This is a genomic window from Amycolatopsis sp. NBC_01286, from assembly GCF_035982555.1.
Classification (GTDB): Bacteria; Actinomycetota; Actinomycetes; order Mycobacteriales; family Pseudonocardiaceae; genus Amycolatopsis.
Genome location: NZ_CP108428.1, coordinates 1,911,847 through 1,932,901, shown reverse-complemented (window position 1 = coordinate 1,932,901; position 21,055 = coordinate 1,911,847). Strand labels below are relative to the sequence as shown.

General features: G+C 71.5%; 20 protein-coding genes. 16 read left to right on the top strand and 4 right to left on the bottom strand.

Annotation, left to right across the window (positions count from 1 at the left end; all coding sequences use genetic code 11):
* Window positions 1–149 precede the first annotated feature (149 nt).
* Together OG570_RS09330 and OG570_RS09325 are read right to left on the bottom strand one after the other, a co-directional pair.
* Entirely contained in the window at window positions 150–521 is a 372-nt protein-coding gene (locus OG570_RS09330) for a hypothetical protein (protein ID WP_326959941.1), read from the bottom strand.
* 22 nt (window positions 522–543) lie between these two features.
* On the bottom strand, window positions 544–909 hold the full coding sequence (locus OG570_RS09325) for a hypothetical protein (RefSeq protein WP_326956241.1): 366 nt from the start codon (window positions 907–909) through the stop codon (window positions 544–546).
* 445 nt (window positions 910–1,354) lie between these two features.
* Between OG570_RS09325 and lanKC the strand changes: the two genes are divergently transcribed.
* The 4 genes from lanKC (at window position 1,355) to OG570_RS09305 (ending at window position 7,959) form a co-directional block, all read left to right on the top strand.
* On the top strand, window positions 1,355–3,919 hold the full coding sequence (gene lanKC, locus OG570_RS09320; protein ID WP_326956240.1) for a class III lanthionine synthetase LanKC: 2,565 nt from the start codon (window positions 1,355–1,357) through the stop codon (window positions 3,917–3,919).
* A gap of 37 nt (window positions 3,920–3,956) precedes the next feature.
* Window positions 3,957–4,100 carry a SapB/AmfS family lanthipeptide gene (locus OG570_RS09315; protein WP_155548626.1) on the top strand — a complete coding sequence of 48 codons (144 nt, stop codon included), beginning with the start codon at window positions 3,957–3,959 and terminating at the stop codon, window positions 4,098–4,100.
* Window positions 4,101–4,228: 128 nt separating this feature from the next.
* Window positions 4,229–5,896 (top strand): ABC transporter ATP-binding protein, encoded by a 1,668-nt coding sequence (locus OG570_RS09310; protein ID WP_326956239.1) that lies wholly within the window; start codon window positions 4,229–4,231, stop codon window positions 5,894–5,896.
* Entirely contained in the window at window positions 5,893–7,959 is a 2,067-nt protein-coding gene (locus OG570_RS09305; protein WP_326956238.1) for an ABC transporter ATP-binding protein, read from the top strand. The genes OG570_RS09310 and OG570_RS09305 overlap by 4 nt, the downstream gene beginning before the upstream one ends.
* A gap of 240 nt (window positions 7,960–8,199) precedes the next feature.
* On the opposite strand, the gene OG570_RS09300 is transcribed toward OG570_RS09305, so the two are convergent.
* Together OG570_RS09300 and OG570_RS09295 are read right to left on the bottom strand one after the other, a co-directional pair.
* The gene (locus OG570_RS09300) at window positions 8,200–8,613 is read right to left on the bottom strand and encodes an acyl-CoA thioesterase (RefSeq protein WP_247060107.1); all 414 of its coding nucleotides are present in this window, start codon (window positions 8,611–8,613) and stop codon (window positions 8,200–8,202) included.
* Window positions 8,607–9,839: a hydroxyacid-oxoacid transhydrogenase gene (locus tag OG570_RS09295; RefSeq protein WP_442788258.1), complete on the bottom strand. Its 1,233-nt coding sequence runs from the start codon at window positions 9,837–9,839 to the stop codon at window positions 8,607–8,609. Before OG570_RS09295 ends, OG570_RS09300 begins: the two co-directional genes overlap by 7 nt.
* Window positions 9,840–10,022: 183 nt before the next feature.
* Here OG570_RS09295 and OG570_RS09290 point away from each other — a divergent pair, with 183 nt between their 5' ends.
* The 12 genes from OG570_RS09290 (at window position 10,023) to OG570_RS09235 (ending at window position 21,020) form a co-directional block, all read left to right on the top strand.
* Window positions 10,023–11,681: a thiamine pyrophosphate-dependent enzyme gene (locus tag OG570_RS09290; protein ID WP_247063879.1), complete on the top strand. Its 1,659-nt coding sequence runs from the start codon at window positions 10,023–10,025 to the stop codon at window positions 11,679–11,681.
* A 214-nt stretch (window positions 11,682–11,895) separates the two neighbouring features.
* Window positions 11,896–12,066, top strand: a complete 171-nt coding sequence (locus OG570_RS09285; RefSeq protein ID WP_247060111.1) for a hypothetical protein — start codon at window positions 11,896–11,898, stop codon at window positions 12,064–12,066.
* Window positions 12,067–12,270: 204 nt separating this feature from the next.
* Entirely contained in the window at window positions 12,271–12,474 is a 204-nt protein-coding gene (locus tag OG570_RS09280) for a cold-shock protein (protein ID WP_247060113.1), read from the top strand.
* 64 nt (window positions 12,475–12,538) lie between these two features.
* The gene (locus OG570_RS09275; RefSeq protein ID WP_326956236.1) at window positions 12,539–12,763 is read left to right on the top strand and encodes a heavy-metal-associated domain-containing protein; all 225 of its coding nucleotides are present in this window, start codon (window positions 12,539–12,541) and stop codon (window positions 12,761–12,763) included.
* Window positions 12,764–13,103: 340 nt separating this feature from the next.
* Window positions 13,104–14,117, top strand: a complete 1,014-nt coding sequence (locus OG570_RS09270; protein WP_326945754.1) for an ATP-NAD kinase family protein — start codon at window positions 13,104–13,106, stop codon at window positions 14,115–14,117.
* A gap of 16 nt (window positions 14,118–14,133) precedes the next feature.
* Window positions 14,134–15,003, top strand: a complete 870-nt coding sequence (locus tag OG570_RS09265) for a thiamine pyrophosphate-dependent dehydrogenase E1 component subunit alpha (RefSeq protein ID WP_326956235.1) — start codon at window positions 14,134–14,136, stop codon at window positions 15,001–15,003.
* Window positions 15,004–15,008: 5 nt separating this feature from the next.
* Window positions 15,009–16,007, top strand: coding sequence for an alpha-ketoacid dehydrogenase subunit beta (locus tag OG570_RS09260; protein ID WP_326956234.1), 999 nt, complete (start codon window positions 15,009–15,011; stop codon window positions 16,005–16,007).
* A 112-nt stretch (window positions 16,008–16,119) separates the two neighbouring features.
* The gene (locus OG570_RS09255) at window positions 16,120–17,388 is read left to right on the top strand and encodes a GAF domain-containing protein (protein WP_326956233.1); all 1,269 of its coding nucleotides are present in this window, start codon (window positions 16,120–16,122) and stop codon (window positions 17,386–17,388) included.
* Window positions 17,389–17,454: 66 nt separating this feature from the next.
* The gene (locus OG570_RS09250; RefSeq protein ID WP_326945758.1) at window positions 17,455–17,634 is read left to right on the top strand and encodes a hypothetical protein; all 180 of its coding nucleotides are present in this window, start codon (window positions 17,455–17,457) and stop codon (window positions 17,632–17,634) included.
* A 10-nt stretch (window positions 17,635–17,644) separates the two neighbouring features.
* Entirely contained in the window at window positions 17,645–18,766 is a 1,122-nt protein-coding gene (locus OG570_RS09245) for a sensor histidine kinase (protein WP_326956232.1), read from the top strand.
* The gene (locus OG570_RS09240) at window positions 18,763–19,401 is read left to right on the top strand and encodes a response regulator transcription factor (RefSeq protein ID WP_326956231.1); all 639 of its coding nucleotides are present in this window, start codon (window positions 18,763–18,765) and stop codon (window positions 19,399–19,401) included. Before OG570_RS09245 ends, OG570_RS09240 begins: the two co-directional genes overlap by 4 nt.
* Before the next feature lie 188 nt (window positions 19,402–19,589).
* The gene (locus tag OG570_RS09235; RefSeq protein ID WP_326945761.1) at window positions 19,590–21,020 is read left to right on the top strand and encodes a hypothetical protein; all 1,431 of its coding nucleotides are present in this window, start codon (window positions 19,590–19,592) and stop codon (window positions 21,018–21,020) included.
* The last annotated feature ends 35 nt before the right edge of the window (window positions 21,021–21,055 follow it).

The following is a 21,055-nucleotide window of genomic DNA, read 5'->3' as shown; positions in this document are numbered from 1 at the left end:
GAGACCCGCACGGAAAAGGCCGGTGGGGACCGAACGTGAGGATTGTCCGATTGTTCGGGTAATTTCCGGAACCGACGAAAGTCGTCCGGCGAACCCTCAATTATTTCCGGGAGGAGGGCTACCTATTGTTCCCGTGCTCGACCGCGTCGTCAGGCCGTGACGCGCGTCGGCGCCGTCTTGCGCAGCCAGTACAGGCCGATGACCGGCAGGACCAGCGGGATGAAGAGGTAACCCTCGCCGTAGATCGACCAGACGGTCGGGTGCCGGAACGCGGCCGCGTCGACGATGCTCAGCGTGCCGATGGTCAGGACGCCCAGCAGTTCGATCGAGCAGGCCGTCAGGGCCACGCGCCACCAGCCGTCACCGCGGCGGGCCAGGGCGATCGTCGCGACGATGTAGACGACCGCGGCGAACGCCGAGAGGATGTACGCGAGCGGCGCTTCGTGGAACTTCGTGCTGATCTGGACGCCCGCTCGCGACGTCGCCGCCAGCGCGAAGATCGCGTACACGGCGACGAGCACCCGTCCGGGGCCGGTGGCCGTCCTACGCTGTTGCTCCACTCCACACCTCGTTCAGTCGCAGCACCATCACCGGGATGGCCAGGCAGGCGATGCCGAGCACGACCGTGCTCGACCGGCTCCGCTCGGCCAGTGCCCAGGCGGCGCCGGCGGGCAGCACGACCAGGCAGCCGATCAGGTAGGCGAGGAACGTCGCCAGGCTGCCGGGGCGCTCACCGCCGGCGGGCAGCACGATCCCGATCACCAGCTGGACGACCAGCAGCACCTCGATGACCGCGAGCGCGATCAGGAGCGCGTTGTCCGGCTCCCGGTTGCGGGCCGACTGGACGAAGCTCCAGAGCGCGACGAGCGTGGCCGCCACGGCGACCGTCACGGCGAATCCGAAGATCACCAGTTCCTCCTTCCGGTCCGCGGGCGTCAACTTACTCCGGGGTACCGGCCGGCCCGCCGAGCGAGGGCCGCGGGCGTGGCGCGGGCCACGTCCGGGTGATCCACAGTGGACCGGACAACCAACCTGACCTCGCGATACCGGGAAAGTTGATCACCAGGTGTCCTTGATGGCATTCTGCCAATTCGGTGGTTTATTCCGGCGGGCCCTTGTTCGGACCTGCAGGAATGACGAAAAAACCTTCGTGTTACACCCCGACAGAGTGGTTGGTTGCCTGGTGGAAATCACGCAGTGTTCAGCTACCGCCTGGTAAGTGTCGCTTTTGCCTACCTCGGATAGCCCAGTTGAACCCCCGGGTTGGCGGATTGGCGCGGGACCGCTCGGCATGGGGGAATATTCCTCGTCCCGGGCCACGCCGCACCGGGGAACGCACAGAGGGGCAATCTCGATGGACCTGCGCTACGAAGCATTTTGCTTCGCCGATCCGTTGTTCTACGACGAACAACAGGAAATCGGTGCGTCGGTCGACGAGTACGCCACGGCCCTGCCCGCACCGGACGCCGGTTGGATCGAGGCCCAGCGCGGCGTGTGGCGGGTCCTCCACCCCGAAGGCCGGGAACTTCCCGGTCAGGGCTGGAAAATCCACGTCTCGGCCGGTCTGGGGAACGCTCGGCGGGTGCTCCTGCGGGTGCACGAGTACTGTCTGGAGTACCGGGTCGCCTACAAGCACTTGCGCTCCCCCTTGATCCTGCTCGCCCGGAACTCGAAATACGCACCCCGCGACGGCAGCGGGAAACTGATCACGATTTATCCCGCGAATGAAGACGAGCTCAAGCGGGTGCTTGACGATCTTTCGGTGCGCCTTGAAGGCGAGCACGGGGCTTATATCCTGAGCGACTTGCGTTACGGTGCGGGCCCGCTGTACGTCCGCTACGGTGGATTCGCCGAGCAGTGGGTCGAACACGACGGCAACCGCGTCCTGGCGATCCGCAAGCCGGACGGCAGGCTCGTCCCGGACAAACGGGAACCCACGTTCTCGGTCCCCGACTGGGTGAAGATTCCGGCCTGTCTGCAGAGCAGCATCACGGCGCGCAAGGCCGGCGACCCGTCCCAGTTCCCCTACCAGGTGACGAGTTCCCTGCACTTCTCCAACGGCGGCGGCGTCTACCTGGCGGACCCGAAAGCGGGCGGCGACCAGGTCGTTCTCAAGGAGGCGCGGCCCCACGCCGGGCTGGACCGGGCCCAGATCGACGCCGTCGAACGGCTGCGGCGCGAGCACGACGTGCTCGACAAGCTCACCGGCATCCCCGGGGTGCCCCGCACCATCGAACAGTTCACCGTCTGGGAGCACCACTACCTCGCCATGGAGTACATGCCCGGCACGTCGCTCGGCAACTGGCTGGCCCGCAACTACCCGCTGACCAGGCGCGACACCACCGAAGCCGACCTCACCGCCTACGCCGAACGCGCGCTGGCCGTGGTGGCGAAGGTCGAGGAAACGGTCGAGGCGATCCACGCCCGCGGCTTTGTCTTCGGTGACCTGCACGCGCTGAACATCCTGATCGACGAAGACGACGAGAGCCGCGTCTCGCTGATCGACTTCGAGATGGCCGCCGACGTCGAGTCCGGCGAACGGCCCGCGCTCGGCGCGCCGGGCTTCCGCGCGCCGGCCGACCGGGTCGGTTTCGAGATCGACGAGCACGCTCTCGCGGCGCTGCGGCTGTGGCTCTTCCTGCCGCTGTCCGCGCTGCTGGAGCTGGCGCCGGCGAAGCTGCGCGGCATCGCCGACTTCGTCGAACGCCGGTTCGGCCTGCCCGAGGGCTACGCCGACGCCGCAGTCGCGGTGCTGGCTCCGCGTGCGAAATCCACGGAGCCGGCACCGGTCCACACCGAGCTCGACCAGGAGAAACCCGACTGGCCGCTGGTCCGCAAGCAGATCGCCGAGGCGATCCTCGCGAGCGCGACACCGCAGCGCCAGGACCGGCTGTTCCCCGGCGACATCGAGCAGTTCCGGGTCGGCGGCGCCTGCTTCGGCGTCGGCGCCGCGGGCGTGCTGCACGCCCTCGACGTCACCGGCGTCGGACGGTTCCCCGAGCACGAGCACTGGCTGATCGAGTCGGTCCGCCGCGACCCGCCGACCCGGCCCGGGTTCTACGACGGCAGCTACGGCATCGCCTACGTGCTGGAGAACCTCGGGCACCACGACGAGGCGAGCCGGCTGCTGGCGTCGTCGGCGCGGCTCGTCGAGCAGACCACCGACCACGCGCTCGAGGGCGGGCTGGCCGGCATCGGGCTGACCCTGCTGCACTTCGCCGCGGCCCGGCAGGACAACGAGTTCGGCCGGCAGGCGCTCACCACCGCCGTCCGGCTGGCCGAGGCGCTCGAAACCGCGGCGCCGCCCGGGAAGTTCGCCCGTGCGGGCTTGCTGTCCGGCTGGTCCGGGCCGGCGCTGCTGTTCATCCGGCTGTTCGAGCGCACCGGCGAGCCCGCCTGGCTGGCGTTCGCGGACCAGGCGCTCAGCCGTGACCTCGAAGAATGCGTGCTCGCCGACGACGCGTCACTGCAGGTCCGTGACGGCGCCACGCGCACGCTCCCGTACGCCGGCATCGGCAGCGCGGGCATCCTGATGGTCGCCGAGCAGCTGGCGCGGCACCGGCCCGAAGCCGACGCCTGCGAGAGCCTGCCCGAGCTGCGCCAGTCGTGCCGCGGCGAGTTCGTCATCCACCCCGGCCTGCTCTACGGCCGGTCCGGGCTCGCGGTCGCGCTCGGCATGGGCACCGAACCCGAGCAACGCGTTCGCGACGCGATCGACCTGCACCTGGCCCGGCTGGCCTGGTACGCGGTGCCGTTCCGCGGTGGGCTCGCCTTCCCCGGCAACCAGCTGCTGCGGTTGTCGATGGACGTCACCACCGGCGGCGCGGGGATCCTCCTCTCGCTCGCCGGCCTCCTGGACGGCAAGGAGGTGCTGCCCTTCCTGGGCAGCACGCCGTCCCCCCACACCTCCGGTCGCTGAGGACCGGCGGAATCGAAGAACAATCGAAAGGAACACCATGGAACTCGTTCTGGAGCTGCAGGCCCTGGAGACCCCCGAGGTGCTCAACGGTGGTCACGGTGGCGGCGGCGGCGCGCCGTCGAACCTGAGCCTGCTGGCCTCCTGCACCAACAGCACGCTCTCGCTGCTGACCTGCCACTGACCTGGCGGATCGCACGCAAGTAGTGCCTAGGTGAACAGTGCGGGAGCGGCACAGGCCAAGTGCGCCGCTCCCGCACGTTCATTGTGGCCCCGGTTCCGCCTTCGCGGAACCTCGTCCGAAGGAGTGGGATGCGCGGCTCCGCCGATCGGCTGCTGGCCCGGGTGGCCGGCCTCGATCGACCGAGACTCGCCGCCATCGTCGTCACGGCCCTGGTCGCCACCGCGGCCGGGCTCCTCCTGCCCAGTGCGCTCGCGGCCGCGGTGGACGCCGTCGTCGCGGGCCGTCCCAGCTGGCCTGAAGTCTCGTGGTTGCTGCTGGTCGGCGGCGCGGAAATCGCCGCGGACGTCGTCGGCGGGATCCTGACCACCCGCGTGACGGCGACCGCGTCCGCGTGGCTGCGCCGCACGCTGTCGGACAAGCTCTTCGCGCTCGGCACTCGGTCGAAGTTCGCCGAGGGCGACGCGATCAGCAGGCTCACCGGCGACTGCGTCGGCGCGGGCGGCATCGTCACGATCGTCGTCCAGTGCGGCTCGATGCTGGTCATCTCGTCCGGCGCGGTGGTGTTGCTCGCGTTCCTGGACTGGCGGCTCGCGCTCGTGTTCCTCGGCAGCATCCCGTTCGCGTTGCTGCTCGCCCGCAGTCATCTCAAGCACACGGCCGACGATGTCCTTGCCTACCAACAGGTTTCCGGCGAGCTCGCGGCCCGGATGGTCGACGCCGTCGCCGGCCTGCGCACGATCGCCGCGTCCGGCACCGCCGACCGCGAAGCCGAACGCGTGCTGCGCCCGCTGCCGAAGCTGACCCTGGCCGGGATGGGCATCTGGCGCACGCAGGCCCGCATGGTCTGGCGCGCCGGGCTGCTCACGCCGGCGGTCGAGCTGGCCGTGCTGGCCGCCGCCGGGTTCGGCGTGCTCGCCGGCCGGCTCAGCGTCGGTGACGTCGTCGCGGTGCTCGGCTACGTCGCGCTCGCCCTCGGCCTGGTCACCCAGATCCCGCTGCTCACGATGCTGTCGCGGGCGCGCGGCTGCGCCGAACGGCTCGCCGAAGTCCTCGACGAGCCCGAACCCGCGCACGGCAAGCTCCCGCTGCTGCCCGGCGACGGCACCCTCGACCTGCGCCACGTCGGCGTCACGGGCGCACTGGCCGAGGTCGACCTGACCATCGCCGGCGGGACGTGCCTCGCCGTCGTCGGCCGGTCGGGCGCGGGGAAGTCCGTGCTCGCCGGCGTGCTCGGCGGGCTGGTCACGCCCGACGAGGGCCAGGTCCTGCTCGACGGACGTCCGCTCGCCCGCGTCCGCCGCGAGGAGCTGCGCGCGGTGATCGGCTACGCGTTCGAACGCCCCGCGTTGCTCGGCGCGACGGTCGCCGACGCCGTCGGCTACGGCACGTGGGCCGGCGAGTCCGCGATCCGCGACGCCTGCGAGACGGCGCAGGTCGACGAGGTCGTCGTCCGCCTGCCCGACGGCTACCGCACCCCGCTGGCCGAGACGCCGTTGTCGGGCGGCGAAGCCCAGCGCCTCGGGCTGGCCCGGGCCATCGTGCACCAGCCGCGCGTGCTGATCTTCGACGACGCGACGGCCAGCCTCGACACCGTCACCGAGGCCGCGGTCGAGCGCGCGCTCGCGAGCGCGCTGCCCGGCCGGACGCGCGTCGTCGTGACCCACCGGGCCGGCACCGCCGCCCGTGCCGACCTCGTGGTCTGGCTGGAGGAGGGCCGGGTCCGCGCGGTCGCCCCGCACGCGGCCCTCTGGCAGGAGCCGGGGTACCGCGGCGTCTTCACGGAGGACGACGAGTGAGCCTGCGCCGGTTGTACTGGTCCGCGCTCACCGGGCAGTGGCGTGGCGGCGTCGTGCTGCTCGTGTGTTCGGTGCTCGAAGGGCTCCCTGCTTTCTTTTCGGGTCGGTTGGTCGAGCTGTCCGTGGACCGCGGCTTCGCCGTCGGCGACCCGCGCACCGGGCTCGGCTGGCTGGCGCTGTTCGGGCTGGCCGCGGTGCTGGGCGCGTTCGGCTCGCGGATGGTCTGGCACCAGCTCGGCAAGGTCGTCGAACCCCTGCGCGACGCGCTCGTGACGGCTGTCGTGCGTGGCGTGCTGCACGACGAGTCCCCGCCGCGCAACCAGCCCGACTCGAGCGGCGTCGCCCGGATCACCCAGCACGTCGAGGTGGTTCGCGACGCGACCGCGGGCCTGTTGGTGCAGGCCCGGGCCATGCTGGTGACGACGGCCTCGGCGCTCGCCGGCCTGGTGACCGTCGCCGGTGCGCTGGTGCTCCCGGTCGCGGTGCCGGTGATCGCCTCCCTGGTCGTGTTCGGTTGTCTCCTTCCTTCGCTGGCTCGTCGTCAGCGCGCGCTGGCCCTGGCCGACGAGCACACGGCCGCGACGGCCGGCGCCTCCCTGGCCGGGATGCGCGACGTCGTCGCCTGCGGCGCCGAGCCGATCGCCGCGCTGGCGATGTACCACGCGGTCGACGCCCAGGCCACGGCCGCGGTGCGGGTGGCGCGGTCGAGTGCCCTCCGGTCGCTGGTGATCTCGCTCGGCGGGTTCGCGCCGCTGCTGCTCGCCCTGTGGTTGGCCCCGGGCTTGGTGGCCACCGGCGAGCTGACCGCGGGCGCGGCCCTGGGCGCGCTCGTCTACCTGGCCACGACGATGCAGCCGGCCCTGCGCGGCCTGGCGGCCACGGCCGGCACCGTCGTGCTCCGCCTGCTGGTCGCACTCCGCCGGCTCGCGGAGACGGCCGAGCTGCCGGAACGTCCGGACGGCACGGCGACCCCACGCAGCATCGAGGTCCGCGTCCGCGCCCTGACGTTCGGCTGGAGCGCGACGGCCGAACCCGTGGTCCGCGGGCTCGACCTGGGGCTGCGGCCGGGGGAGCACCTCGCCGTGGTCGGCCCGAGCGGGATCGGCAAGTCGACACTGGCCGGCTTGCTGACCGGCATGCTCACGCCGCAGGAAGGCCGGGTCCTGCTCGGTGGCGTCCCGGTCCGGGACGTGCCCAGGGCGCTGCGCCACGAGCTCGTGGCGCTGATCCCACAGGAGGCGTACGTCTTCGCGGGAACGGTCCGCGACAACGTCGCCCTGTTCGCACCGTCAGCCTCCGACGACGCACTCGCCGCCGCCGCGACCGCGGTGGGTGCGGGCGCGCTGCTGAAGCGCCTGGGCGGTCTCGACGCCGAGATCGGCCACGGTGGCGAAGGCATCTCCGCGGGCGAAGCGCAGTTGCTCGCGCTGGCCAGGGTGTACGCCGGTTCGGCGCGGTTCGTGATCCTCGATGAAGCAACCTCCCATCTCGACCCGGTGTCGGAAGCCCGCGCGGAGCGGGCCTTCGCCGCGCGGGGTGGTGTGCTGGTGGTGATCGCGCACCGGTTGTCGTCCGCGCTGCGCGCGAACCGCGTCCTGGTCATGGACGGCCGCGAGACCGCGGTGGGCAAGCACGCCGACCTGCTGGCCAGGTCGCCGCGCTACGCGGAACTGATGCAGGCCTGGGCGACGCCGGTGGCCGGGGGAGCAGCCACCGGAGGCGCTGGGCCCGCGGCGGTTCGGGTCGCCGGCACGGATCCCGCGGCTGCAGCTGCGGGTGGTCCGGCCGGTGCTGCCGTGACCGCCACCGGTTCTGCTGGTGGACCCGCGTCAGCTGTCGCAGGTGGCCGCGCCGGTGGTGCCGCGCCAGCCGCCGCCGGTGGCGGCGCGGTTGCCGCTTCTGCCCGTGGTTCGGGCAATAGTTCCGCGACTTCCGGTGCTTTCACGGGTGACCTCGCCGATGGTGCCGTGCCAGCTGCCGCGAGCGCACCTTCCGAAGCAACCGCCGGCTCCGAAACGCCGTGGCGGCCGTCGCCGGTTCCGCGTACCGCACGGGCCGGCTGACCACCTGCTCGCTCGTCCACTGTGGACATATTCAATGCCGTCCACGCTACCGCCGTCGAAGCGCCGCGGAACCCGTCGCCGCGAATCTGTGGATAACTTCGCCGTCTTGTCACCACATGTGGATAACTCGCGCCGATCGCCGACCCGTGTCGGCGGCGTCGTGCATGATCGGAAGCACGGAAGAAACGCGACTCCGACTACCGCGTCGCCAGAAGGGAGGTGATCAGCCGGCGGGGCACGTCATTCGGGTTGCAGTGCTTCCAACGCTCCACGCAGCTTGCCGGACACCGGAACCGGCCGGCGGGACTCGCGGTCCACGAACACGTGCACGAAGTGGCCCTCCGCGACCAGTGATTCATCCGCGGCGTACATCCCGATCTCGTAGCGCACGCTCGACTTCCCCAGGTGTGCGACGCGCAAACCGACCCGCAGCGAACCAGGAAAGGACACCGATGAGTGATACCCGCAGTGCGACTCGACGCACAGCCCGATCACCTCCCCGGTCTCGATGTCGAGACCACCCTGCTCGATCAGCCACGTGTTGATCACCGTGTCCATCAGCGAGTAGTGCACCACGTTGTTGACGTGCCCGTAGACGTCGTTGTCCTTCCAGCGCAACGGAATCGTCTGCCAGTGCGGGTAGCCGTTCACCACAGGGACACCGAGTCGCGCAGGATGCCGGCGAGGTCCTCCTCGGACGCCTCGCGGGGTGCGGTGGCCAGCAAGCGCTGCTGCTTCAGGGTTCCCTCGACCAGTGAGTCCACATCGGACTCCGCGTAGCCGACGGCACCGATGCCGTCCGGGATGCCGATCTTCCGCATCAGGTCGATCAGCACCGCGGGCAGGTGGCCGGCGGCGTCGCCGGACCACTCGAAGTCGGGCGCCAGCAGGCGGGCGACCTGCCGGTGGCGGTCCGGCGCCGCGTCGAAGGTGAAGCGGAACGCGGCGGGCGCGGTCAGCGAGACGGCCATCCCGTGCGGCACCATGGGTTCGTCACCCGGGTAGCCGTCCGGGTGGAAATCCCTGACCTGCCCGGCGATCGGGTACGCGTTCGCGTGCGGGATGTGCACGCCGGCGTTGCCGAACCCGAGGCCCGCGAACGTCGCGGCCAGTGCCATGGCTTCGCGTGCCTTGAGGTCCGAGCCGTCGCGCACCGCGGCGGGCAGGGCCCACGACAGCAGCCGCAGCGACTGCTCGGCGAACATGTCGGCCAGCGGGTTCGCGCCGCAGTACGGCACGCGCTGCTCCGGGCGCTTGCGGTCGAACTCGGTGTACGGCTTGGCGGTGTAGCTCTCCGCGGCGTGGCACAGGATGTCCATGCCACTCGCGGCGGTCACGCCGGCGGGCTGGCTGACGGTGAGCCGCGGGTCGACGACGGCGAGGGTGGGGCGCAGCCGCAGGTGGCTGATCCCGCTCTTGACGCGCAGGGACAGCACGTCCAGGACGCAGACGGTGGTGCTCTCCGAACCGGTGCCGGTGGTCGTCGGCACGGCGACGAGCGGCTTCAGCGGGCGGTCGGGCGCGCGGCCGCCGCCGACCGGCGCGTTGACGTAGTCCATCAGGTCGCCGTCGTTGCTGGTCAGCAGGTTCGCGGCCTTCGCGGTGTCGATCGAGGAGCCGCCGCCGACGGCCACGAAGGCGTCGTACGGCCCGGTTCCGCGGGCGAAGTCAACCGCCTTCTGCATGCTGACATCGGTGGGTTCGACGTGTACGCCGTCGAAGATCTCGGTCTCGATGCCGTAACCGGTGATGCCGTCGGCGATGCGGCGCGGCCAGCCGGTGGCGGCGACCTGCGGGTCGGTCACGACCAGGACCCGGCGGGCGCCGTACTGCGTCAGGTCGTAGCCGATCTCGTCGCTGGCGCCGGTGCCGTACTTCAATGCCGGTGCGCCGTAAGTAAAAACGGTTTCATGTTCGGTCGCGGCCAAGGCTGGGGTCCTCGCTCCCTTGATCGGATCCAGTCGGTCAAAGCGGACATTCAGGTCCAACCTTGCCGGGTTTCGGCGAAGATCACTTGACTGCACTGAACGGTGCCCGCATAAGCTCTCCTCATTAGATACCAACTGGGAGCGACCGTCGCCCAGACGGCCGTACGGATCCTGACCGAGGCGCGTGTCCGCCGTGTCTACGCGGTGGTCGGTGAGTCCTTCCTGGAACTGCTCGACGCGCTGCAACGCGAGCGGGAGATCACGCTCGTCTCGGCGCGCCACGACGCGGGCGCGGCGTTCATGGCCGAGGCGGAGGGCAAGCTCACCGAACGGCCCGCCGTGCTCCTCGCGAGCCGGGGGCCGAGCGCGGCGAGCCTGGCTATCGGTGTCCAGACGGCTTACCAGGACGAGACGCCGATGGTCGTGCTGCTGGAGACGCCGGCCACCGACCCGACCGTGTGGAGCTCCGGTGAGCTGCCGACATCGGACCTGACGGCGATGTTCGAGTCGATCGCCAAGTCGACCCTGAGCGTGACCGACCCGGACAGCCTGCCCAGCCTGCTGGCGCACGCGCTGACGACGTCGCAGGAAGGGCGGCCGGGGCCGGTCGTGCTCGGCGTGCCCTGCGACATCTGGGGCATGCCCTACGACGCGGCGAAGCCGATGGCGCGGGTGCGGCCGCCGGCGTCCGGCACGCTGGGCCGTTCGGCGGACGCCGTGGCGCAGCTGGTGGACGAGGCGAAGTACCCGGTCGTCATCGTCGGCGGGCGGGCGCGGTCGGCGCGCGACGAGCTGATCGCGGTCGCCGACGAGCTCGCGCTGCCCGTCTACAACGCCTTCCGGCGCCAGGACGCCTTCCCCGAGAACCACGCGCGCTACGCCGGGCACCTCGGGCTCGGCATCCCGGCCCGGCAGCTCGACGCCTTGGAACGTGCTGACTTGGTGCTCGCGCTCGGCACCCAGCTCGACGAGGTCACGACGCAGGCCTACCGCTACCCGACGGCCCAGCAGACGCTGGTCATGGTCGGCACCGGCATCGAGGTCAGCATGCGGCGGCGCGGGCTGACGTTCCGGGTGGACTCCGAGGTCGAGCCGTTCCTGCGGGAGCTGCGGGCCGTGGCGTCACCCCGGACGCGGCGGGCCTCGGCGGCCAACGCCGCGGTGCACACCTTCATGACCCCGCCCGACACCAGCGGCAACACCCGCGTCCACCCAGTGGACGTCGTGCGGGCCCTGCGTAAACTGGCGCCGGAAGACACCATCGTGACCAGCGACGCGGGCAACTTCGCCCAGTTCATGCACCGGTACTGGTGCTTCACAGCGCCGCGCAGCCAGCTCGGCCCGTCCAACGCCGCGATGGGCTACGCCGTGCCGGCGGCCGTGGCGGCGAAACTGGCCGAACCGCGGCGGACCGTGGTAGCCATGGTGGGGGACGCCGGGACCCTGATGACCGGCCAGGAGATCGAGACGGCCGTCCGCTACCGGGCGCCGGTGATGGTGGTGGTGTTCCAGAACGGCCTGCACGGCGGGCTCGCCATGCACCAGGCCCGTACCCACGGCCGGTTGTCCGGGGTGTCGATCCCGTTGACGGACTTCGCTTCGTGGGCGCGTGGACTGGGCGCGGCCGGGTACACGGTGGACGATCGTGAGGAGCTCGAGCCGATCATCGCCAGCGCGCTGGTGCGGCAGCGTCCGTGCGTCATCGACGTGCGGACGGACCCCGATGTGGTGACGCCCGACGTGCGGTTGTCGGCGCTCCTGGGTCAAGCGCGCCCGCAACCTCCCGCCCAGTAACGGTTTCGGACTGTTTCATTCCGGGAAACGCCGGGAATGTTCAGTGGTAGCAGGGCGTCGGCTGAGGTAATCTGGCGGTGTTCCGGTGGTGGTTCGCCGCTGAACCTTCCCGGCCGGGTCCCGGCGGGAGACAACCGGTTTCTGTCGGTGCCGCATGGCACCATCACGGTCATGACCCGCATTGCAGCGGGCAGGGAACGAGGGGAGTTTCGACGTGGCCGATCAGCAGCACGCGACCGAAGCAGCGCGGAAGTCCGGCGTCGTACCGGTGCTGTTCAGCGCCAGCGCGGAGGCGCACGACGACGCGGTCGTCGTCGCCGAGCACGAGACGGCCTGGCGTTCGCCGTTCTCGGCCGAGGGCCTGCGCCCGGCGAGTGGCGAATAGCTCACCTCTCCCGGGTGAAGACGGGTTGTCCGCGCAGGTCGACTTGTGCTTTACTTCAGATGGTCGATTTTTGTGTTCGTGTTAGCTCACGCTCGCAGAATTCCGCGGGCGTAGTGTCTCCTCGCCGAGGAAGCAAACCGTCCGGGTGCTGACCCGGGTCGCCGAAGTGGCTTCCTGTTTTGTGTTACACATGGAGACTTTTTTATGACTCAGGGCACTGTGAAGTGGTTCAACTCCGAGAAGGGGTTCGGCTTCATCACCCCCGACAACGGTGGCGGCGACGTCTTCGTTCACTACAGCGAGATCCAGGGTAACGGCTTCAAGACCCTTGAAGAGAACGCTCGCGTCGAGTTCGAGATCGGCCAGGGCCAGAAGGGCCCGCAGGCCACGTCGGTCAACCTGATCTGACTTTGATCTTGGGAAAGGGCCGTCACCCGTTCGGGGTGGCGGCCCTTTTCGTATGCTCCGCCCCATGATCGAGCACGGGTACACCGTCTCCGGGATGAGCTGCGGGCACTGCGCGCAGTCGGTCACCGAGGAAATCACCGCTCTGGCTGGAGTGACCGAAGTGGACGTCGACGTCCCGACCGGCCGGGTCGTGGTGCGCGCCGACGCCGCGCTGGCGGAGGGCGACGTCCGGACCGCGGTCGAAGAAGCGGGTTTCACCTACGTCGGCGTGGCCAGCCTGGTGTCGTGAGCACGACGCCGAGGGCCGGTTGGTTCTTCTCCGGCGGTGTGGCTCCAGGTTGGACTGTCCACACTGCTCACTTCAGACGTCCGTTGGGCTGATCGGCCGCATCCACTGATCTGTCGAGCCTGAGGACGGCGGCGGCCCGCAGTCACGGCCCCGCTGACCGGCACGCGGCCGATCAAGCACGGCCACGGCACACCCCGCCACGCCCGGGACCGCGGCCCACTTTGTGATCTTCGCCGCGCCTTGTTACACGCAGCCCGCAACATGCAACGCCCTGCAACCCTTCCCTCCGGCACACCCGAAGGAGTCTCCTGGTACCCGACGCGGGAATCGGGAGGTCAGGTTGGGCGAGTCGGTGGCGGGGATCGTCGCGAACCCGGCGTCGGGGCGGGACATCCGCCGGCTGGTCGCGCAGGCTTCCGTGTTCCCCACCGCGGAGAAGGCGAACATGGTCCAGCGGCTGCTGGCCGCGTTCGCCGTGGCCGGGGTCGATCGGGCCATGGTCTCGACCGATCTCGGGGGCATCTCCGCCGCGGTGCTGCGCGCGCTCGGGCGGGGTGGGACCTGGCCGCACGTCGACTTCCTCGACGAGGATCCGCTCAGCGGCACCGCCAAGGACACCAGCAACGCCGTACGCCGGATGGTCGAAGCCGGTGCCGGGGTCATCGTCGTGCTCGGGGGTGACGGGACCGCGCGCGTCGCGGCCGCGGCCTGCGAAGACGTCCCGCTGCTCGCCCTCTCGACCGGGACCAACAACGCCTTCCCACAGACGCGGGAGGCGACCGTCGCCGGGCTCGCCGCCGGGCTGATCGCCACCGGGCAGATCGACCCCGACCTGGTCACGCACCGGGTCAGCGTGCTCGAAGTCGTCACCAAGGCCCGCCGCGAGATCGCGCTCGTCGACGTCTGCGTGTCCCTGAGCAGGCACATCGGCGCGCGAGCGCTGTGGGATCCGGCGTCGCTCACCGAGCTGTACTGCACCTTCGCCGAACCCGACGGCATCGGCCTCTCCAGCGTGGCCGGCCAGCTCTGCCCGAGCCCGCGCTCGAGCCCGGACGGCGTCGCGCTGCAGCTCGGGCCGGTCGGGGAGACGCCGTACGTCGTGCACGCGCCGATCGCGCCCGGGCTGGTGCGGCCGGTCGGGGTGCGGGGCTGGGGCGTCCTGCAGCCGGGCATGCGGGTCGAGCTGGCCGCGGCGGGTGGGGTGATCGCGCTCGACGGCGAGCGCGAACTCGAACTGAAGCTCGGGGAGAGCGCGTTCGTCGAGCTCAAGCCGGACGGGCCGTGGTGCGTCGACGTCCGGGCCACGATGGCCGAAGCGGCACGAAAAGGGCTGTTGCGCAGCGAACCGAACTAGCGAAGGAGCTCCGACGATGACGGACACCCTGCGGGCGGCGTATCGCACGATGCGCACCATCCGGGCCTTCGAAGAGCGGGTGCGCGCGGAGTTCGCGACCGGCGAGATCCCCGGGTCCATGCAGCTCCACGCCGGTGAGGAGGCCTCGGTCGCCGGGGTCTGCGCCCACCTCGGGGACCGCGACGCGATCGCCGGCAGCCACCGCGGGCACAGCATCGCCAAGGGCGTCGACGTCAAGGGCATGATGGCCGAGGTCTACGGCCGCCGGACCGGCTCCTGCCACGGCAAAGGCGGTTCGACGCACATCGCCGACCTCTCGAAGGGCGTGCTCGGCGCCGGCCCGCCCCTCATCTGCGGCACCGCGCTCGCCGCGAAACAGCAGGACACCGGCGGTGTCGGAGTGTCCTTCTCCAGTGAAAGCAACCAGGGGACGACGCTGGAGGCGCTGAACCTCGCGGCGGCCTGGAACCTGCCGGCGATCTTCGTCGCGGAGAACAACGGGTACGCCGAGGCGACGTCGAGCAGCTGGTCCGTCGCGTCGGACAACATCGCCGACCGGGCCGCCGGCTTCGGCGTGCCGGGCGTGATCGTGGACGGCTTCGACTTCTTCGCCGTGCACGAAGCCGCCGGCGAGGCGATCGAGCGTGCCCGCGAAGGCGGCGGGCCGACGCTGATCGAGGTCAAGTTCACCCGCTACCAACGGGGACTCGACTGCCTCGCGTGGTTCCGCGCCCGCGTCACCGAGAGCGGCGAGCTGCTCGGAACCGTCCTGGACGACATCGACGCCGAAGTCGCGAAGCTCGTCGAAGACGCCGTCGCCGAGGCGAAGGCCGCGCCCAAACCGACCCGGGCGGACCTCGAAACCGACGTCTACGCGTCGTACTGACCGCCGTGGCCCGCACGATCAGCTACCGCGAGGCGATCGACGAGGCACTCGCGCAGGAGATGGCCCGCGACGAGTCGGTCATCGTGCTCGGTGGCGCTCCCGGCGCCGCCCAGGGACTCTTCCCGGGGCGTGTTCTGGACACGCCGGCCTCCGAGTCGGCGTTCGTCGGCGCGGCCATCGGTGCCGCGACGCGCGGGCAGCGGCCGGTCGCGGAGCTCGTGTCCATCGATTTCATGGGCGCCGGCATCGACCAGATCTTCAACCAGGCGGCGAAGTTCCGGTACATGTTCGGCGGCAACGCGCGCACGCCGGTGGTGATCCGCACGGCGTACGGCGCCGGGCTGCGGGCCGCGGCCCAGCATTCCCAGTGCCTGTACCCGATCTTCACGCACATCCCCGGCCTCAAGGTCGTCGTGCCGTCGAGCCCGTACGAGGCGAAAGGCCTGCTCATCCGGTCGATCAGGGACGACGACCCGGTGGTCTTCTGCGAGCACCGGGCGCTCTACGAGACCAGCGGCGAGGTGCCGGAGGACAGCTACACGATCCCGTTCGGCCGGGCGAACGTCGTCCGCGAAGGCGGCGACGTGACGATCGTGGCGATCGGCCGGATGGTCGCGATGGCCCGGCAGGCCGCGGGCGAGCTGGCCGCGACCGGCATCGAGGCCGAGGTCATCGACCCGCGCACCACCAGCCCGCTCGACACCGGAACGATACTGGCGAGTGTCGGGAAGACCGGCCGGCTGGTCGTCGTCGACGAGGCCTCGCCGCGCTGCAACCTCGCGACGGACATCTCCGCGCTGGTCGCGAAGGAGGCGTTCGGCGCGCTGCGGGCGCCGATCGAGATGGTGACGCCGCCGCACACACCGGTGCCGTTCTCCGACGCCCTCGAAGACCTCTACATCCCGGACGCGCAGAAGGTCCTCAACGCCGCGAAGGCGGTTGTGGAGTACCGCCGCAGCTCGTCTGCCGTCCACAGTGGACTCAACGGCGGGGGCGCGGGGTAGCCGGGAGACCGCGGCCGCCGAGGGCAAGACCTGAAGGGCGAGATCGTCCCCACCTACCGATCACGGGATCGAAACGGCACACTGGGGCCGGTCGAGCGCGAGGAGCGGCGGTTTGGGTCAACGGGACCTCGAGGCAGCGTTGCCGGCCGGGGCCGACCCCCGGCAGCACGCACGCGCCCTCGCCAAGGTGCACGAAGCGGCGGTGGCCGGCCGGGCGCTGCCCGCGCGGCTGCGGCCGGTGATCCACGCGTCCTGGCAACGGATGCGCAAGCTCGGCGTCGACCCGGAGGGCCGGGCCGCCGCGCCCGTGCTGACGTTCGAGCAGCTCGAAGCCCGCCGCCGCAAGAGTGGCCTGGTCCAGGCCATGCCGACGCTGCGGGGTGGGCTGATCAGCCTCGCCGAGCAGGCCGCGCACATCATGGTCATCGTCGACGCGGACGGCGCGGTGCTCTGGCGCGACGGCAGCACCGCGGTCAGCCGCCACGCCGACCGGCTCGGGTTCGTCGAAGGCGCCGACTGGCGGGAAGAGGCCGTCGGCACCAACGCGATCGGCACCGCACTGGTCGCGCGCCGCGCGATGCAGGTGTACTCGGCCGAGCACTATGTCCGGTCCCAGCACTTCTGGACGTGCGCCGCCGCGCCGCTGCACGACCCGCGTGACGGCAGGCTGCTCGGCGTCGTCGACCTCTCCGGCCCGGCCCCGACCGTCCACGCGTCGACGTTGGCGCTGGTCGACGCCGTGACGCGGCTGGCGGAGACGCAGCTGCGCACCACCCACCTCACCGAGCTGGAACGGCTTCGCGGCTTCGCCGTCCCGGTGCTCGCGAAGGTCGGCGAGCCGGCCGTCGTGGCCGACGAGCACGGCTGGGTCGCCGCGGCCGCCGGGCTCGCGCCGGTCGACCGGATCGCCCTGCCGGCCGGCCTCGCGCCGGGCCGGGCGTGGCTCCCCGCGTACGGCACCGTCGCGGTCGAACCGGTGCCGGGCGGCTGGCTGATCCGGCTCACCGAGTCCGACGCCGAGACCGCCCCGGCCACCCGCGTCGTCCTGGACGTCCGGTCGGCGCGCGAGCCCGAGCTGACCGTCTCGGGCGGCGCCGGGACCTGGACGCACCGGCTCAGCCCGCGCCACGCCGAGATGCTGTACGTGCTGGCCAGCCGCCGTGCCGGCCGCTCGGCGTCCGAGCTGTCGCTGGACCTGTTCGGCGACGCCGGCCGCACGGTCACCGTCCGCGCCGAGATGTCCCGGTTGCGCCGGCACTTCGGCGGCATCCTCGGCGCGAAGCCCTACCGCTTCGCCGACGACGTCGAGGTGCTGGTCCGGCGGCCGGACAACGCCGAAGCCGTGCTGCCGCACTCGCTCGCCCCGGCCATCCGCGGCTGAACTCCACCCCCGGCTCCACCCGCCGACGGTCCCGGTCCACCCCGGTTCGTTCGTAGCGTCAGCGCCATGGACAAGTCGGATCTCATCCGCCTGGCGCTGGCCAAGGCGACGGAACACAACCGTGGGGGAAAGATGACCGGGAAGACCGTGCTCGCACTGGCCGTGATCGGCGTCGTCGTGCTGGTGGCGTTCATCGCCTACCGGCTGATCCTCGTCGAGCTGATCACCAGCCTGTCCCACAAGTAGAGGGGGAGCGTTGCCGAAGCGGCCGCTGCTGCCGGACACCATCGCGCCGTCCTGGCTGGTGGTGCAGGCGCTCGGCACGCTCTTCATCGCGGCGACGCTGCTGACCGCGCGCGAGCCGGACGCGCGGATCTGGGCCTGTTACGGCGTCTCCGCCGCGTGCTGGCTCGGGTTCGTCGTCCTGGCGTACCGGCTGCCGCGGACGGCGGCGGTGCTGCTCGCGGTGGCCAGTGCGGTGCCGGCGGCCGTGCTCGGGTGGGCCGGGGACTCGTCGGCGATCGTCCTGTCCGTCGTGGCGCTGGGCCGGCTCGCGACGCTGGTCACGGTGGGTGTCGCCGCGATCGTCGCCATCGGTGTGGCCGACGTCGCGCTGGCGGTGGCGTCGTACGCCATCGCAGGGAGGAGCCTCGGGCTCGTCGACCTGGGCGTGATGCTGCTGCTCGTGCTGCTCGGGCTCAACCGGCGGCAGTACGAAGTGCAGGCGAAACAGGCGGAAGCGCTGCTGGAGCAGACGCGGCTCGCGCAGGCCGAGCACTCCCGCGCCGCCGCGCTCGACGAGCGCACCCGGATCGCGCGCGAGCTGCACGACGTCCTCGCGCATTCGCTGGGGGCGCTGGGTGTCCAGCTCGAGCTGGCCGAGGTGCTGCTGGCCGAGAAGTCCGATGTGGACGGTGCGCTCGCGACCGTCCGGCGGTCCCGGCGGCTCGCCAACGACGGCCTGGCCGAGGCCCGCGACGCCGTCGCCGCGCTGCGCCGGGACGTCCTGCCGCTGGCCGACGCGCTCGCCGCGGTGGCGGCCGCGCACGCCCGTGACCACGGGGTTTCCGTGGCTTTCGCCGCCGAAGGCGCTTCCCGGCCGTTGCCGTCGGCGGCCGTCGTCGCGCTGGTCGGCACCGCGCGCGAGGCGCTGACGAACGCGGGCAAGCACGCGCCGGGTGCGGACGTCCGGATGCGGTTGACGTACGAACCCGGCGTCGTCCGGCTGGACGTCGTCAACACGACAAGCGACTTCACTCGAACAGGTGAAGGTTTCGGGCTGGCCGGGATGCGCGAGCGGCTCGCGCTCGCCGGTGGCACCCTGGCGTCGGGCCCGGAAGCCGGCCGGTGGCGTGTGCTCGCGGAGGTGCGGAGTTGATCAGGGTGGTCGTGGCGGACGACCAGCAAGCCGTCCGCGAAGGCCTGGTCGCGCTGCTCGGCCTGCTCGACGACATCACGGTCGTGGCCTCGGCGGGCAACGGCCGCGAAGCCGTCGAAACGCTGGTCACGCACCCCGCCGACGTCGTGCTGATGGACCTGCGGATGCCGGAGCTGGACGGCGTCGCCGCGACCCGGCTGATCCGGCGTGACCACCCCGGTACCGCCGTCGTCGTGCTGACGACCTACGCCGACGACACGTCGATCGCGGACGCGTTGCGCGCCGGGGCCCGCGGCTACCTGACCAAGGACGCCGGCCGCACCGAGATCGCCGCCGCGCTGCGCTCCGCGGCCGCCGGGCAGGCGATCTTCACCGCCGCGGTCTCCGACCGGCTCGTCGCCGCGCTCGACGGCCGGCCCGCGTCGCGTGCCAAAGCCGAGCTGCCGGACGGCCTGACCGCCCGCGAAGCCGAAGTCCTCGGGCTGATCGCGCGGGGCCTGACCAACGCGGAGATCGCGGGCGAACTGTTCATCGGCGAGACGACCGTGAAAACCCACATCAACAACGCCTTCGCGAAGATCGGTGCGCGGCACCGCGCGGAAGCCGTCCGGTACGCCCTCGCCCATCACCTCTGAGAGCCTTATTCAGCCGTCGCCCGCCGCATGACTTCCGTACAGACTCGCGGCCCGTACGCGGGGCGCTGCGGGCTAACCAGAATAAGGCTCTGAGATCACGTGCTGATGACAGCGGGCGGTGCCGGTGGCTGCGCGCACGGCGACTCGGCTACCTTTCTGCGGGTACGGCTCATGGGGAGGAATCGGGGATGACCAGCACTGCGACGGCGCCGGGTCCCCCGGCGCCCGCGTCCGGACCCGCGCCGCCGAAGCCACCGCCGGCGCCGGAGGGCCGTGACCGGGCCGGGGGCCGCAGCGGCTTCCTGGGCCTGCTGGACCTGCCTGGCCAGGGGATACGCGCGATCATCCGATCCGCCGCGACCACCCCCGGCCGGCTCACCGTCATCGCTGTCGGGCTGGTGCTGCTGGCCCTGGTCGCCGGGCTCGTCGCGACGCTCTCGGTGCAGAACCGCGACGACACGATCACCGGCGTCATCGACCACCGCGAGCCCCTCGCCGCCGCGTCCCAGCAGGTCTACCGCTCGCTGTCCGACGCGGACGCGACCGCGGCGAGCGCCTTCCTCTCCATCGGCACCGAGCCGCCCGAACTCCGCCAGCGCTACGAGCGTGACATCGCCGAGGCCGGCGCGGCGCTCGCGAAGGCCGCTTCGGACTCCGGTGACGTCGCCGACGCCGCCGGCCCGGTCGACGTCCTCAACCAGCAGCTGCCCGTCTACACCGGCCTGGTCGAGACGGCGCGGTCGAACAACCGGCTCGGCTACCCGGTCGGCGCGTCCTACCTGCGTGAGGCGTCCGAGCTGATGCGGGCGAAGATCCTGCCCGCCGCCCAGGACCTCTACCGCGTCGACACCGAGAAGCTGATCGAGGAGCAGGACAGCGCCACCGGCTTCCCGTGGCTCGCCACGATCTTGGTCGTCGCGCTGCTCGCCGCGCTCGTCGTCGCCCAGATCTACCTGACGCGGCGGACGAACCGGTTGCTCAACGTCGGGCTCGTCGTCGCGACGGTCGCGGTCGTGCTGTCGCTGCTGTGGGGCGCGGTCGCGCTGGTCGTGCAGGGCAGCCTGGTCGGCGCCGGGCAGGACGACGGCTCGCACCGCGTCGACGTCCTCGTGCGCGCGCGGATCGCCGCGCTGCAGGCCCGCGCGGACGAGACGCTGACGCTGGTCGCCCGCGGCGACGGCGCGGCCTACGAAAAGGACTTCGGCACCAACGCCGTCCAGCTGGCCGGGACCGACGGCCAAGGCGGCCTGCTCGGCGAAGCCCGCAGCCTGATCTCCGACGGCGACGGCGCCGCGAAGGTCGTCGACGCGACGAAGGCCGCGAACGACTGGTTCAAGGCGCACAAGACGGTCCGGTCCCAGGACGACTCCGGGCAGTACCAGGAAGCCGTCGACTTCGCCGTGCTGGAGGACAAGACCGACGGCTCGGCCCCGGCGTTCCGGCGGCTCGACGACGCCCTCCAGGACGCGATCGACGTCGGGCGGCAGGAGTTCCTCGACAGCACCCACGGCGGCGACAGCGCGCTGACGCTCCTCGCGCCGGGCCTGGCCGTGCTGGCGATCGTCGCCGCGGCGGGGGCCACCATGGGAATCCGGGAGCGACTGAGGGAGTACCGGTGAGCAGGCGGGGTTACACGGTCCGGATCGGCGCTCTG